This is a genomic window from Nocardiopsis sp. iso_40 (assembly GCF_056173285.1).
The window spans coordinates 4,192,909-4,207,095 of the sequence record NZ_CM149666.1 but is presented as its reverse complement, the minus strand read 5'-3'; the positions used below and the strand labels follow the sequence as shown (position 1 = coordinate 4,207,095).

Genomic DNA, 14,187 nt, shown 5'->3' with positions numbered 1-14,187 from the left:
GGTTCTCCACGTTCATCGTCAGACGAACGTTCGCGGGGGAGGCGGGGGCGCGCTCTCCCACGTAACGCTGATGTCGGGTGTGATGCCGAGCACACGGCGGGGGTTCGTCTCGTGCGGGCGAGGGCCGCGCCGGGGTCAGGGGCGGAGGGGGCGCTCCTATACTTGCAGGCGTGGAAGGTACACGCTCCATCCTTTCCACCCCGGAGGTCCTCCGGGGCGGGTGGTGCGTGTCGAAAGAGGGAACCCGGTGCGACTCCGGGACTGCCCCGCAGCGGTGAGTGGGAACGACCGTCGCCATAAGCACTGGTGAACCGATCGGAAAGGTCGGGAACTGGGAAGCGGCGACTGCTAGGAGGACCGGCCCTCAGGCCGGAAGCGCCCACGAGTCCGAAGACCTGCCTCCGCCCGGCGGCGCACCCGTGCCGCCGGTGGTCCCGTGCCCCGAGGGAGGGCCGAGGGCGGAGACGGCCGTGCGCTGAGGCGTTCCCCGGCATGTCCGCGTCCTCGCTCGCCCCGCGGCCGGTACCCGGCTTTCGACGAGGGAGAGAAGCTTCATGACCACGACCCCGGGAGCTCCCAGGCCCACCGTGCGCTCCACGGTGCACGGCTACCCGCGCATCGGCCCCGACCGTGAACTCAAGCGCGCCAGCGAGTCCTACTGGAAGGGCGGCACCACCGCCCGGGAGTTCGACGCCGTCGCCTCCGAACTCCGCAGGGGCGTCTACGCCCAACTGCGGGAGGCGGGCGTGGACGACCTCCCGTCCAACACGTTCTCCCCCTACGACCACGTGCTGGACACGGCGGTCCTGTTCGACCTCGTCCCCTCCCGCTTCGCCTCCCCGGCCCAGGCCGGGGACCGGGACGAGCAGCTGCGCCGCTACTTCGCCCTCGCCCGCGGCGAGCAGGGCGCCCCGCCCCTGGAGATGACCAAGTGGTTCGACACCAACTACCACTACCTGGTTCCCGAGCTGTCCCCGAGCACCCGGCCGCGCCTGGTCGGTGACAAACCCGTCGCGGAGTTCCGCGAGGCCTCCGAGGCCGGTTTCCGGACCCGCCCCGTGCTGCTCGGCCCGCTCACCTTCCTCCTGCTGGCCAAGGCCGCCGACGACGCCCCCGAGGGCTGGGAGCCGATCGAGCTGCTCGACCAGCTCCTGGACGCCTACGCCAGGCTTCTGGGCGACCTCGAGGAGGCGGGCGCCGCCGAGGTCCAGCTCGACGAGCCGATCCTGGCCACCGACGAGGGCCGTGCCGCCGTCGGCCACCTGCAACGCGTCTACCGGCGGTTGGGTTCCCTCACCGGGCGCCCCTCGCTCCTGGTCTCCACCTACTTCGGCTCCATCGGCGCCGCCGCCCTGCGCGTGCTCAAGGACTCCCCGGTGGAGGCGGTCGGCCTCGACCTGGTCACCGACCCGGAGGGCGTCGAGGACCTGGCCGCGGTCTCCGGCCTGGGTGCCACCCGGCTGGTCGCGGGCGTCGTGGACGGACGCAACGTCTGGCGCACGGACCTGCCCGCCGCCGTGGCCGAGCTCGGTACCCTGCTCGCCCTCACCGACGAGCTCACCGTGAGTACCTCCTGCTCGCTGCTCCACGTCCCCATCGACCTGGACGCCGAGACCGCCCTCGCTCCCGAGTTGCGCGGGGCGCTGGCCTTCGCCAGGCAGAAGGCCGAGGAGGTGGCCCTGCTCGGCCGCGTCCTGTCCGAGGGCGCGGACACCGGTTTCGACGCGGTCGGGACCCGGTCCCCGTCCTTCACCGACGCCCGGGTGCGCGCCCGCCTGGACGCTCTGCGCCCGGACGCCTACGAGCGTCCCGAGGAGCGGGGCGCCCCCACCGACACCGCGCTCACCACGACCACCATCGGTTCCTTCCCGCAGACCCCCGAGCTGCGCCGCGCGCGTGCCGCGCACCGTCGGGGCGAGCTGTCCACCGAGGAGTACAAGCGGATCCTCCGCGCGGAGATCGACCGCGTCATCGCGCTCCAGGAGGAGATCGGCCTGGACGTCCTCGTCCACGGCGAGCCCGAGCGCAACGACATGGTCCAGTACTTCGCGGAGCAGTTGGAGGGCTACGCCGCCACCCGGAACGGGTGGGTGCAGTCCTACGGTTCGCGCTGCGTACGTCCCCCGATCCTGTTCGGTGACGTCTCGCGCCCCGAGCCGATGACGGTGGAGTGGATCACCTACGCCCAGTCGCGCACCGACAAGCCGGTCAAGGGCATGCTGACCGGTCCGGTCACCATGCTCGCCTGGTCGTTCGTCCGGACCGACCAGCCGCTCGGCGAGACCGCCCTCCAGGTCGGCCTGGCCCTGCGCGACGAGGTCGCTGATCTGGAGAGGGCGGGCATCCGCCACATCCAGGTGGACGAGGCGGCCCTGCGGGAGCTGCTGCCGCTGCGGGAGGAACGGCGGCAGGAGTACCTGGACTGGGCGGTGCGTTCGTTCCGCCTGGCCACCTCCGGGGTCGCACCCACCACGACCGTCCACACCCACATGTGCTACTCGGAGTTCAACCAGATCGTCGGCGGCATCGAGGCGCTGGACGCCGACGTCACCAGCGTCGAGGCGGCCCGTTCGCGGATGGAGCTCGTGGCGGCCCTGGGCCGGCGCGGCTACCGGCGGGGGATCGGCCCGGGCGTGTACGACATCCACTCGCCGCGGGTGCCCTCGGTGGAGGAGATCGAGGCCTCGCTGCGGCTGGCGGTGCGGCACGTGGACGCCGGGAACCTGTGGGTCAACCCGGACTGCGGTCTGAAGACCCGCGGTTACGCCGAGGCCGAGCAGGCCCTGCGCAACATGGTGGAGGCGGCCCGCCGGGTCCGCGCCGAGATCGGCGCTCGGACGCCGACCGGGGGCTGACCCGTGGCCCCCGGCGGGGTCTGACGGGGGAGGAACGGCGGAAGGGGGGGCCGCGACAGCCGCGGCCCCCCTTCGGTGTCCCGACCGGAGTCCGGCCCGGACCCGGGTCAGGTGCCGACCAGGTTCATCGCCTCGGTGGCGGCGTTGACCATGATGCCCTCGATGTCGTCCGGAAGGGTGAGGTCCTCCGTGTCACCGTTGAAGTCGTCGAGGTAGTAGTTGACCTCGACGACGAGGTTGTCCGCACGGACCAGGAGCGTGGCCTCGGGGACCAGGTTGCCCAGCATCTCGTACTTGGTCACGACGAGGTGGGCCTCGTCGCCCAGGCCGTCGACGGCCTTGTTCTCCTCGATGTCGTCCGCCGAGTAGCGGTCGCTGTAGCCCTCGCCGGTGATGTTGTCGATCGTCTCCTGGAAGTCCTGGGCGGCTGCCTCGTTGGAGTCGCTGGCGCTGTAGGGCAGGCTGTAGCCGATCTCCAGGTACCCGTAGGCGTCGTCGGGGTTGCCCTCGGGCACCTCGGCGGTCTCGGAGCAGCTGGAGGTGTTGTCGGAGACGTACTTGCTGCCGCTGTCGCGGAGCAGGAAGTCGGACTGGACCTGCTCACTGAAGGAGTCGCAGGGTTCGGCGGGCAGCGCGTAGGGCGGCTCACCGCTGGGGCCCTCGTTGGTCGCGGGCTCCTCGGCGGGCTCCTCCTCCGCGGGCTCCTCGGCGGGCTCCTCCTCGGCGGGTTCCTCCTGCGTGGCCTCCCCGGATCCGGCCGCGACCTCCTCGCCGCGGTTGCCGTTGGTGACCAGCATGGCGACCACGGCGATCACCAGGACGACGATGACCACACCGCCGCCGATGACCACCCACAGGCCCGCCTTGCTGCCACCGCCCTGGGGCGGCGGAGCGGGGGGATAGCCTCCGGGGCCCCCGGGACCCATGGGTCCTCCGGGGCCACCGGGTCCGACGGGGGCGCCGTAGGGCGGCTGGCCGCCCGCGTACATGCCCTGGTCCTGCCCGGGCGCGCCCGGGTACGGGGCCTGGCCGTAGCCGGGCTGACCGCCGGTGCCGGGGTCGCCGTAGGGGCCTCCGTGCGGCTGACCGTAGGGCGGCTGGCCGCCGGTGCCGTCCCCGCCACCGTAAGGGTTCTGCGGTGGCTGGTTGTAAGGTCCGTTTTCGCTCATGGCTCCCTCGCCCGGTGATGTGGTGACCGTGTTGTCTTAGGCGCGCGTTCACGCCTTTGGGTTCTCACGAGTTCCCGTGGTGGCCACCGGCGGATCGCCGGGTGGGTGACAGCACGGGGAACCGTGGGGGAGGTGGCCCCGCTCCGGGCGCCGGTTCCGCGGGCGAGAGCGGGCGGCGTGGGCGGGAGTTCCCCGTGTCGTGAGGGGGTCCCCGGTTCGAACGGGGCGCCGACCTCCGCGGTGGAGCCGGCGGGTCGGTTCCCCGCAGGCCAGGGGTCGGGACGTGTTGCATCCTAACCGTGACCGGTGTCCGGAGGGCAGGGCGGACCAGGGGTAACGGGGGGAATCGTCACCGTTTCGTGCTTCTCGCGAAGGAGGTCGCCTTGGGAGTGATTCAATCGTGATGCCGACCCGTGGACAGATGTCCGGAGGGGAGGTATTGCAAACCCCTCCGCGTCGGGGTTTCCCGTCCCGAAACGTGATCACGGCGCTCCGGATGTGACATGACCGACTCCGGCGGGTGGTCGCCGGCCGCGGCCGGGGAGGATTCGTGACCGGATGTGGCCACGGGCGTACCGCCGCCGCGGCGGCACCGATCAGAACATCGAGATGTGCACGTGGTCGAAGTGGTTCTCGGTGATGCTGCCCCGGTCGGCCATCGGGCGCCAGTCGGTGTCGCCGCGGCGCACGTCCCAGATCTGCTGCCGGTAGATGACGTACATGATTCCGAGGTCGTCGGCGTTGTCCCGGGCCCACTCGGAAATCGCCCAGCCGCGGTCGACCTGTTCCTGGGAGGGCATGCTGCCGTTCGCGTCGACCATGAAGTCGCAGGCCCGGCCCTTGGGGTGCTCGCCGACCACCCAGCCGCCCACGGCCCGGTAACAGCCGTAGCCGCCCACGTCCTCCCCGGGACCGAACTCCTGGACCACCAGGTCGCGCATCTGCTCCGTGCGCGGGGTGAGGTTGTTGTGCGGCTGCATGGGCTGTTCCGGGTGGTCGGCGATTAGGCGGCGCACGTCCATCCGGCGGTCCTCCAGCTCGTCCAGGTCCTCCTGGGCCTCCGCCAGCCGCTCCTCCGCGTTCTCCTGGGCTACCTCGTCGCGTGAGTGCGCCTGGTCCAGCTGGTCGATCTTCTCCTGGTTGGTGCTGGAGAGGTAGTCGATGATGATGGCGCGGTCGATGACCTCGTCGGGCTCGGCCTCCACGAACAGGGACATGGAGGGGCCGATCCCGCTGCTGGTGTAGGTGGCCACGGCCAGGGACCGCACCTGGTCCTGGGCCTCCTCCACGTCCTCGCTGGTGGCCTCGGCGCGTTCCTGGGCCCGCTCGGCCTCCTCCAGAACCGCCTCCATGTCGCGCAGTTCGCCGTTGTACTCCTCGGTCAGGCTCTCGGCGCGGGACTGGAGCTCGCTCATGCTCTCCGGCTCCCGGGGTACGAAGCCGGGGGCGGCCGAGGCGGGCAGGGGGAACGCGGCCGTCGCGGTGAGCAGGGAGAGGACGGCCACGGCCACCCGGTTGCGGCCCGGGCGCCAGAGGGCGCGGAGGGAGGGGAGGGCGTCCGCGCAGTCGACGAGAGCTTCCCGCCAGGTGCGGGTCGCGGGATCGGGCGCCCAGAAGTCGGCGTAGTCGTCCACTCGGCTCAGGTCATCGGACTGCACGGTGTGGTCGCTCCTCGGGCCCGCGTGCGTCCCCTGCGGGCACGGGGCGCTGCGGTCGCTTCTACTCGTCTTTCCCGGTGCGGGGCCGGCGGCCGTCGGACTACCAGGGGCCCTCGATACCCACTGGCGCGCTACCGCGGGGAGAGTCACGGGACGGTAATGAGTGTAGGCACTCGTGTGGGTGTTCGGGAGCGCTGGGGTGATCCCTCGCCACCCTAAACGCCCCAATGTGGCATAAATAACCATATTAAGGTCAAGTATTTTGCTGAACGGAGCCATTCGTCCGTGGTTGAGTTGGTCCCGTGAAGGCTCCTGAGCACGACGAAGCGATCCCCGCCGACCAGGCGGACACCACCCGGCGGTGCGTTCCGCTGCCCGGCGGTCGCTGTCGCACGCGCTAGCCACCTCTGATCCGGAGCCGCGTCCGGCGTACCGGGCCGGGGCCGCTCCCGGGCCCTCCTCCGCGAAGCCCGTCCGGCCGCCGGTCCCACCGGCGCGTCGCCGCCGCCCGCCCGCTGAGTGCTTCGTACGCTCGGGTGTGGCGTCAAACCCACGCTGGACCGTGAGCCCCTCCGCCTGCGAGTGCGGCTTCGGGACACCACCGCCAGACGTCGATGGGAAAACCGTGATTGACGCAGTGGGTCTGTACAAGACCTACAGGTTGAAGAAACGCCAGGTGCACGCCCTGAACGGGGTGGACCTGCATGTCGAGTCCGGTGAGATCTTCGGGGTCGTGGGACAGAGCGGTGCGGGAAAGAGCACCCTTCTGCGCTCGGTGAACCTTCTGGAGCGCCCGGACGGCGGCACCGTGCACGTCGACGGGGAGGAGCTCACCTCCCTGCGCGGGGCCCGCCTGCGTGCGGCACGGAGGCGGATCGGCATGGTGCACCAGCACTTCGCCCTGCTCTCCTCGCGCACGGTCGCGGGCAACGTCGGTTTCCCCCTGGAGGTCTCCGGGGTCTCCCGCGCCAAGCGGGCCGCACGGGTGGGCGAACTCCTCGACCTGGTGGGCCTCGCCGACAAGGCGCGCGCCTACCCCGCCCAGCTCTCCGGCGGCCAGAAGCAGCGCGTCGGCATCGCCCGGGCCCTGGCCTCCGACCCCAAGGTGCTGCTCAGCGACGAGGCGACCTCGGCCCTGGATCCCGCCACCACCGAGTCGATTCTCGCGCTCCTGCGCCGCCTGCGCGACGAACTGGGTCTGACGATCCTGCTGATCACCCACGAGATGGACGTGATCAAGCGGATCTGCGACTCCGCGGCGATCATGGAGGACGGCGAGTTCCGCGAGTCCGGCCGTGTACTGGACCTCATCGGGACGCCCGGATCACTGCTGGCGCGCTCACTCTTCCCGCTGCCGGACAACGGCGGCCCCGAAACGGTGGTCATCACCTACCCGCGCTCCTTCGACGAGCCCTTCATGTCCGAACTCACCCGCCGCTTCGACGTGGACGTGAACATCCTCGGCGGCGGTGTGGAGCAGGTCGCGGGCCAGTCCGTGGGCCGTCTCAGCGTCGACATGCGCGGCGACCGCCGCCGTGAGGCGCTCACCTACCTGTCCGAGCACGGCCTGCTGGTCGAGGAGGCCGGAAAGTGAACACCAACCCCGCCGACGTCCTCGTCCTCGCCCAGGGCGGTGGAGCCCTCACCGCCCTCACCGACTTCCTGGCGGCCTGGCCCGACATGTGGCCCAGCCTGTGGCTCGGTACCCAGGACACCATCTACATGGTGCTGTGGGCGACCGTCTTCAGCGTCCTCTTCGGCCTGCCCCTGGGCGTGCTGCTGGTCGCCACCGACAAGGGGGGCCTCATCCCGGCCCCGGCCGTGCGCGCCGTGCTCGGCGCGGTCGTCAACATCGGCCGCTCCCTGCCCTTCATCGTCCTGATGGTGGCGGTGCTGTCGCTGACCCGCTTCCTGGTGGGCACCACGCTGGGCCCGACGGCCGCGATCGTGCCGCTGAGCATCGGGGCCATCCCGTTCTTCGCGCGCCTGGTGGAGACCTCCCTGCGCGAGGTCGACCGCGGGGTGGTCGAGGCCGCGCACGCCATGGGAACCCGCAAGCTCACGATCGTGGGCAAGGTGATGCTTCCCGAGGCCATGCCCGGTCTGATCGCCGGTCTGGTGATGACCGTGGTCACCCTCATCTCGTACTCCGCGATGGCCGGTGCCATCGGCGGCGGCGGTCTGGGCGACCTCGCCATTCGCGAGGGCTACCAGCGCTTCAACGACCACTACCTGTGGGCCACCGTGATCCTGCTGATCGTCATCGTGCAGGTCGCGCAGAGCGTGGGTGACCTGCTGGTGCGCAGGCTGTCCAGGAGCTGAGGCCCGCCCCGACCCCCCGCGCCCCCCACGCAGTTGTCCGGATCGAACGGCAAGGAGACAGCGATGACAGGGAGTGCGAACGTACTGCGGGGGGTCGCGGCGGCCGGCGCCGCGGCGGTGCTGCTCGCGGGTTGCGGCAGCCCCAGCGAGCGGGCCTCCGAGAACGGCGGAGGCGACGACGGCCTGGTGACGCTGCGGGTCGGCGCCACCCCGCTGCCGCACGCGGAGGTTCTGGAGTTCGTCAACGACGAGCTGGCGGCCGAGGCCGGCCTGGCCGTCGAGGTGGTCGAGTACACCGACTACAACCAGCCGAACGCGGCGCTGGCCGAGGGCGAGCTGGACGCCAACTACTACCAGACGGTCCCGTTCCTGGAGGAGTACCTCGAGGGCAACCCGGGTGCCGACCTGTCCTACGTGGCGGACGTGCACCTGGAGGCGTTCGGCCTGTACTCCGAGGGAGTGGAGGACCTGGAGGACCTGCCCGAGGGCGCGGACATCGCGGTGCCCAACGACTCCTCGAACATGGACCGGGCCCTGCGGCTCCTGGAGGCGCAGGACGTGATCACCCTGGCGGAGGGCGCCGAGGGACAGGCCGCCGTTTCCGACATCGAGGACAACCCGCTCGACGTCACGGTCACCCCGGTGGAGGCGGCCCAGCTGCCGCGCTCCCTCCAGGACGTGGACGCGGCGGTGGTGAACGGCAACTACGCGCTGGAGGCCGACCTCCCCGAGACGGCGAACGCGCTGGCGTGGGAGGAGACCGAGGACAACCCGTACGCCAACGGCCTGGTGGTGCGCTCGGAGGACGTGGAGTCCGAGGACCTGGTGCGGCTCAACGACCTGCTGCACAGCCCCGAGGTGACCGACTTCATGGAGGAGCGCTGGCAGGGCATCGTGATCCCGGTCGGTGAGGTGCGGGAGTAGCTCCGCCGCCGCGCACGGTCCCGGGGCGCCCCCGGGACCGTGCCCGCGGAGGGCACCCTCGGTAACGGTTGGGTTTCGGGCGGGCTTCGATCCGTTGACTTGGCGGTGGGGGTCTGATTCGGTACTGGGAGCGCTCCCAAAGCGATATCCGCTCGTCATGGAAGGTGCGTACCGAAGCAGTGAGCAACCCCAACGATTTCCCCGAGGGCTTCCTCTGGGGGGCGGCAACCGCCTCCTTCCAGATCGAGGGCGCCACCACCGCCGACGGCCGGGGCCGCAGCATCTGGGACACCTTCGCCGATATCCCCGGCAAGGTCCTCAACGGGGACACCGGCGACCCCGCCGACGACCACTACCACCGCTACGCCGAGGACGTCGCCCTGATGCGCCGGCTCAACCTCGGCGCCTACCGCTTCTCCGTCGCCTGGCCCCGGATCATCCCCGAGGGCACCGGCGCGGTGAACCAGGCCGGACTGGACTTCTACGACCGCCTGGTCGACAGCCTCCTGGAGGCGGGCGTCCAACCCTGGGCGACCCTCTACCACTGGGACCTGCCCCAACCCCTGGAGGACGCCGGCGGCTGGCCCGCCCGGGACACCGCCCACCGCTTCGCCGAGTACGCCGGGGTCGTCGCCGACGCCCTCGGCGACCGGGTCGCCCACTGGATGACCATCAACGAGCCCTGGTGCTCGGCCTTCCTCGGCTACGAGAACGGCCACCACGCCCCCGGCCGCAGGGACGCCGCGGCTGCCCTGGCCGCCACCCACCACCTGCTGCTCGGCCACGGCCTGGCCACCGAGGCGATCCGGTCCACCGGGCACACCGCCAAGGTCGGTCTGGCCCACAACCAGGCGGTCATCCGGCCGCACGGGGCCAACGCCGCGGACGCCCGCGCGGCCCGCCGCGCGGACGGCGTGCGCAACCGCATCTTCACCGACCCCCTGTTCAAGGGCGCCTACCCCGCCGACGTGGTGGAGGACCTCGCCGACATCAGCGACTTCTCCTTCGTCCAGGAGGGGGACCTGGACACGATCGGCGCGCCGATCGACTTCCTGGGCGTCAACTACTACTCGCCCGAGTTCGTCGCGGGTTCCGCCAAGGGGATCGACCCCGCCCTGGTCAGCGGAGAGGGCGAGGCCTGGTTGGGCGCCGGACCCGAGGAGGTGCACGTCTCCCAGGGGCTGCCCGTCACCCACATGGGCTGGGAGATCGACCCCACCGGCCTGTACGACGTCCTCCAGCGCCTGGCGGGGGAGAGCGGCGGCATCGACCTGTACGTGACCGAGAACGGCTGCGCCTTCGAGGACACCGTCAGCGAGGACGGGGCCGTCCACGACCCCGACCGCACCTCCTACTACGAGGGCCATCTGAGGGCCGCGAAGGAGGCCATCCACGCCGGTGTGCCCCTGCGTGGTTACTTCGCCTGGTCGCTTCTGGATAATTTCGAGTGGGCGTGGGGTTACTCCCGCCGGTTCGGGATCGTGCACGTGAACTACGAGACGCAGGAGCGCATCGTCAAGGACACTGGGCACTGGTACGCGGAACTGGCGAGGACCAGCCGCTTCCCAGTGCGGTAGACCACGAGTGCTCGTGGGGCGCCCCGTCGGGGGCGCCCCACACGCGTTCGCGGTGAACCCCGCGCGACCGTGTGCACAACCATCCGCCGTCCGGTCAGCCGGCGGCACAACGTCCAAGGAGCCTCGAAGTGGCCAAGAGCGGCGGTCGGCAGCGACCGACCCTGGAGATGGTGGCGGAACGGGCCGGGGTCGGCCGCGGTACCGTCTCCCGGGTGATCAACGGATCGTCCCAGGTCAGTCCACGGACCCGAGAGGCCGTGCACACCGCGATCGAGGAACTGGGGTACAGCCCCAACCAGGCGGCGCGCACCCTGGTCACCCGACGGACCGACACCATCGCGCTGGTCGTCTCCGAGGCCAGGGACCGCCTGTTCGCGGACCCCTTCTTCGCCGACATCATCCGCGGGGTCAGTTCGGTACTGCACGAGCGGGACCTCCAACTCATGCTGACCACCGCCCGGGGGGAGGCCGAGCACAAGCGGGTGGGCGAGTACCTCAGCGGTTCGCACGTCGACGGCGCCCTCCTGGTGTCCCTGCACCGGGACGACCCCCTGACGGCACGGCTGGCCGAGTCCGGCGTGCCGGTGGTGCACGGCGGCCGCCCCTACTCCGAGGCCCAGCCCGCGCCCTTCTGCGTCGACATCGACAACGTCAACGGCGCCCGCGCGGCCACCGCGCACCTGCTGGAGACCGGGCACCGCAGGGTCGCCACCATCACCGGTCCCCAGGACATGAACGCCGGCGTCGAGCGGCTCCGCGGCTACCGCGAAAGCATGGCCGCCGCCGGGCGGGAGATCGACGAACGCCTCGTCGTCCAGGGCGACTTCAGCGTCGAGGGAGGCGCCCGGGCCATGGCCCGACTGCTGGACCGTGGCGGCGAGCCCGACGCGGTCTTCGTCGCCTCCGACATGATGGCCGTCGGCGCCGTACGCCTCCTGCGCGAGCGCGGTCTGGCCGTACCCGACGACGTCGCCCTGGTCGGGTTCGACGACACCATGATGGGTCGGCACACCGACCCGCCGCTGACCACCGTCCACCAGCCCACCGTCCAGATGGGCCAGGAGATGGCGCGGCTGCTCGTGGACGTGGCGATCCCCCGCACGGCCGAGTCCGAGATGGTCCTGCTCCAGACCCACATGGTGGTGCGGGACTCGGGCTGAGGCCGGTACCCGGTCCCCGACACATCCACTGACCCGGACGTTTGCCCCACGGCTGCCTCTGGACGCACGTGTGCCGCCTGTGCCAGGCTGGTCGCGATTTCGCGGGAGACGGTGGGGGCGCATGGATCCGACGCGGGAACCGACACACACCAGGTGCGCGATCTCCGCGTGCGGATGGTGCGACCGGGACGGCGTCGACTGCCGGTTCTGTTCCGGAACGGGGTGGTGGCGGCCGGAGCAGCCGCACCGGGACGGCAGCGGGGTGATCGTCTGGCTCCGGGTCGACGAGCCCTGCCGGGGCTGTGCCGGGACCGGTAAGGAGCACAGCCCCGTCGTCGCGTCCTAGAGCGCCGCCGGTCGCCTTCTGCGCCCGCATCTGCGAAGAGGGAGTAGGAACATTGCGCTGGGTCACCTACCTGTCGCCGAGCGGCGGCGGCGCGCGTGCCGGCGCCCTGGACGACGGCGACGTGATGGGCAGTCCCGAAGGGGCGGGCCTCGACGAGCTGTTGGCCGACGGGCACCGAGCCCTGACCGCCGCGTACGAGCGGGCGGTGGAGGGCGCGATCGAGATCATCGTCGAACCCGAGGCGCGCACGTGCGCCCCGGTCACGCCCTCGGCCCCGGTCCCGGTGCGGATGGGGGAGCGGGAGCTCCAGGTCCATCCCGAACTGGTGTGGGGCGTCGACGACCCGGTACCGCCCGAGGCGCGGACGGCCTGCGTGGGGGTGGCGGCGCTGGCCGGGGGAGAGGGGCCCGCGAGCGCCTACACCCCGGCCTGCCTGTGGCTGGACGAGACCGGCCTGGCCGTCCAGCTGAGTCTGGGCCCCGTCCTGACCACCGCCGACGAGGTGGCCGGACGGACGGTCGAGTTGAGCACCTCGGTGGACGGGAAGGAGAACGGGCGCGGCCTGGCCGACTCCGGCCACGGTTGGCTGCTCGCGGGGCCCGGGAGGGTCCGGGCCCTGCTGCCGGTCACCACCCCGGTGCTCCAACCCGGCGACGAGCTGTTCGTCGACGCGGGGGAGCTGGGCACCTTCGAGGTCAGGGTCGGATCCCAGGTCTGACCGGTCGTTCCGCCCCGTCCGGCTGTTCGCCGGGTTCAGCGGGTGAACTCCCAGTGCCAGGGCTCGAAGCCGTCCCGGGCCCAGCCGGGGTTGTCCCAGCCGTACGCGGGGCCGTTGTCGAGCATCCACCGGTGCTCGGCCGTGCCGAGCTCGTGCACACCGCCGCACAGGTCCACGGCGACGCCGAGCCCGTGCGCGCTGGTCCCGGGCCGGGCCGCCATACCGGGCAGCATCTCCTGGAAGAGCCGCACCTGCTCGTGGTAGGGCCGGTAGGAGTCGGTGACACACATCGGCCGGTCGAACTCGGACCGGAAGGCCCCGTCGAGTTCGATGAAGGCCGCCGCGGCGTCGGCGCGCAGCCGTTCGCCCGGCTGGGGCAGGGGGCACAGCGCCGCATCGGGGAGCCGGCCGTTCGGTAGGCCGCCGAGGCCGCCCCGGGTACAACCGCTGCCCGTGCGCGCCTCGTCCACGTCGGCCGGGGCCTCCCCGGCGCCGGGCCCCTCGACGTCCGGTACCGCCCGTGCCGTGTCCGGTGGGGCCGGTTCCGCAGCCCGTTCCCGCTCGGCCGGGGCGGCCGCGCGCGCGTCGGTGAGGGTCTCCTCCAGGCGCTCCTCGTCGAGCTCCCGGTCCCGGGAGCCGGCCAGTTCCTCCTCCAGCAGGGTCTGCTGCCGCAGCAGCTCCTCGGCCCGCTCCTCCTGCTCGGCGATGGCCTCCAGCGCCGCCTCGCGGGCGGACTCCGCGGATTCGGCGGCCTCGGCCTGTTGCTGCTCCGCGGTCCCGGCGGCCTCGGCGAGCGTGTCCGTGGCGACCCGTGCGGCCTGCGCCCGGGTGAGGTCGGCCGATCGGTGCTCGCCGAGCAGGAAGAGGTAGGAGCCGCGCTCCAGGGCCTCCGCGGGACCCTCGGGGCCGGTCCAGGCGTGCACCATGCCCAGGTCGGCGCCCTTGTAGGCGCTCGCGGCCTGGCGGGCCGCGCGCAGCCGGCTGTTCTCGTGGCGTTCCCCGGCGCTTCGCGCGCGAGAGTCGGCCTCCTGCCGGACCTCGGTGAGCTCGTCGAGGCGTTCCTTCTCCTCCTCGTAGTCCCGGATCCGCTCCGCCGCGAGCTCGCGCAGCGAGGCCACCTCCGCGCGTGCCGACGCCAGTTCCACGCGCGGCTCCTCCGGACCCCGCTCCGCCAGGACCGCGGCGTCCTCCCCGTCCCCGGGGCCGCCCCCGGAGGCGACCCGGGCGGTTCCGGGGGCGGCGTAGGTGAGTACGAACAGCAGCGCGACGCCCAGCGGGAGCAGGGAGTTGACCGAAATGCCGGAGACCCTGCCGGACTTCCGCGAACTGGGCAGAAGCCCTTCGGTGACAGGGTCATTGCTTTGTGTAGCCAGATGTGGGCGCGGTGAGGTGTGCATTTCCGCTTCCCCCTCAGGACCTGCGTGTACGTCGTTTCACGATGTCACGGAGAGTGGGCCT

11 protein-coding genes and 1 riboswitch are annotated in these 14,187 nt (G+C 71.7%); of the genes, 8 read left to right on the top strand and 3 right to left on the bottom strand.

Annotated elements, in window-relative coordinates; all coding sequences use genetic code 11:
- The first annotated feature begins 187 nt into the window (after positions 1-187).
- Positions 188-417: riboswitch (cobalamin riboswitch) on the top strand.
- Positions 418-554: 137 nt separating this feature from the next.
- Positions 555-2,855 carry a 5-methyltetrahydropteroyltriglutamate--homocysteine S-methyltransferase gene (metE, locus tag AC0VYD_RS18330; RefSeq protein WP_475476716.1) on the top strand — a complete coding sequence of 767 codons (2,301 nt, stop codon included), beginning with the start codon at positions 555-557 and terminating at the stop codon, positions 2,853-2,855.
- Positions 2,856-2,962: 107 nt separating this feature from the next.
- Here the strand turns inward: metE and AC0VYD_RS18325 are convergent, their stop codons facing one another.
- Both AC0VYD_RS18325 and AC0VYD_RS18320 read right to left on the bottom strand, forming a co-directional pair.
- Positions 2,963-4,024 carry a DUF3558 domain-containing protein gene (locus AC0VYD_RS18325; protein ID WP_475476715.1) on the bottom strand — a complete coding sequence of 354 codons (1,062 nt, stop codon included), beginning with the start codon at positions 4,022-4,024 and terminating at the stop codon, positions 2,963-2,965.
- 596 nt (positions 4,025-4,620) lie between these two features.
- The gene (locus tag AC0VYD_RS18320; RefSeq protein ID WP_475476714.1) at positions 4,621-5,682 is read right to left on the bottom strand and encodes a coiled-coil domain-containing protein; all 1,062 of its coding nucleotides are present in this window, start codon (positions 5,680-5,682) and stop codon (positions 4,621-4,623) included.
- Between the two features lie 637 nt (positions 5,683-6,319).
- Between AC0VYD_RS18320 and AC0VYD_RS18315 the strand changes: the two genes are divergently transcribed.
- From AC0VYD_RS18315 to AC0VYD_RS18285, 7 genes are all read left to right on the top strand, one after another.
- Complete coding sequence (locus tag AC0VYD_RS18315) at positions 6,320-7,276, top strand: ATP-binding cassette domain-containing protein (RefSeq protein ID WP_473040893.1); 957 nt, start codon at positions 6,320-6,322, stop codon at positions 7,274-7,276.
- Positions 7,273-8,004 (top strand): ABC transporter permease subunit, encoded by a 732-nt coding sequence (locus AC0VYD_RS18310; RefSeq protein WP_473038762.1) that lies wholly within the window; start codon positions 7,273-7,275, stop codon positions 8,002-8,004. Before AC0VYD_RS18315 ends, AC0VYD_RS18310 begins: the two co-directional genes overlap by 4 nt.
- 63 nt (positions 8,005-8,067) lie before the next feature.
- Positions 8,068-8,928, top strand: a complete 861-nt coding sequence (locus AC0VYD_RS18305) for a MetQ/NlpA family ABC transporter substrate-binding protein (protein WP_475476713.1) — start codon at positions 8,068-8,070, stop codon at positions 8,926-8,928.
- A gap of 179 nt (positions 8,929-9,107) precedes the next feature.
- Positions 9,108-10,505, top strand: a complete 1,398-nt coding sequence (locus tag AC0VYD_RS18300; RefSeq protein ID WP_475476712.1) for a GH1 family beta-glucosidase — start codon at positions 9,108-9,110, stop codon at positions 10,503-10,505.
- Positions 10,506-10,633: 128 nt separating this feature from the next.
- Positions 10,634-11,665, top strand: coding sequence for a LacI family DNA-binding transcriptional regulator (locus tag AC0VYD_RS18295; RefSeq protein ID WP_475476711.1), 1,032 nt, complete (start codon positions 10,634-10,636; stop codon positions 11,663-11,665).
- 121 nt (positions 11,666-11,786) lie between these two features.
- Positions 11,787-12,011, top strand: coding sequence for a hypothetical protein (locus AC0VYD_RS18290; RefSeq protein ID WP_192733318.1), 225 nt, complete (start codon positions 11,787-11,789; stop codon positions 12,009-12,011).
- 52 nt (positions 12,012-12,063) lie between these two features.
- Entirely contained in the window at positions 12,064-12,729 is a 666-nt protein-coding gene (locus AC0VYD_RS18285) for a hypothetical protein (RefSeq protein ID WP_475476710.1), read from the top strand.
- A gap of 35 nt (positions 12,730-12,764) precedes the next feature.
- On the opposite strand, the gene AC0VYD_RS18280 is transcribed toward AC0VYD_RS18285, so the two are convergent.
- Entirely contained in the window at positions 12,765-14,126 is a 1,362-nt protein-coding gene (locus AC0VYD_RS18280) for a D-alanyl-D-alanine carboxypeptidase family protein (RefSeq protein ID WP_475476709.1), read from the bottom strand.
- Positions 14,127-14,187 lie beyond the last annotated feature (61 nt).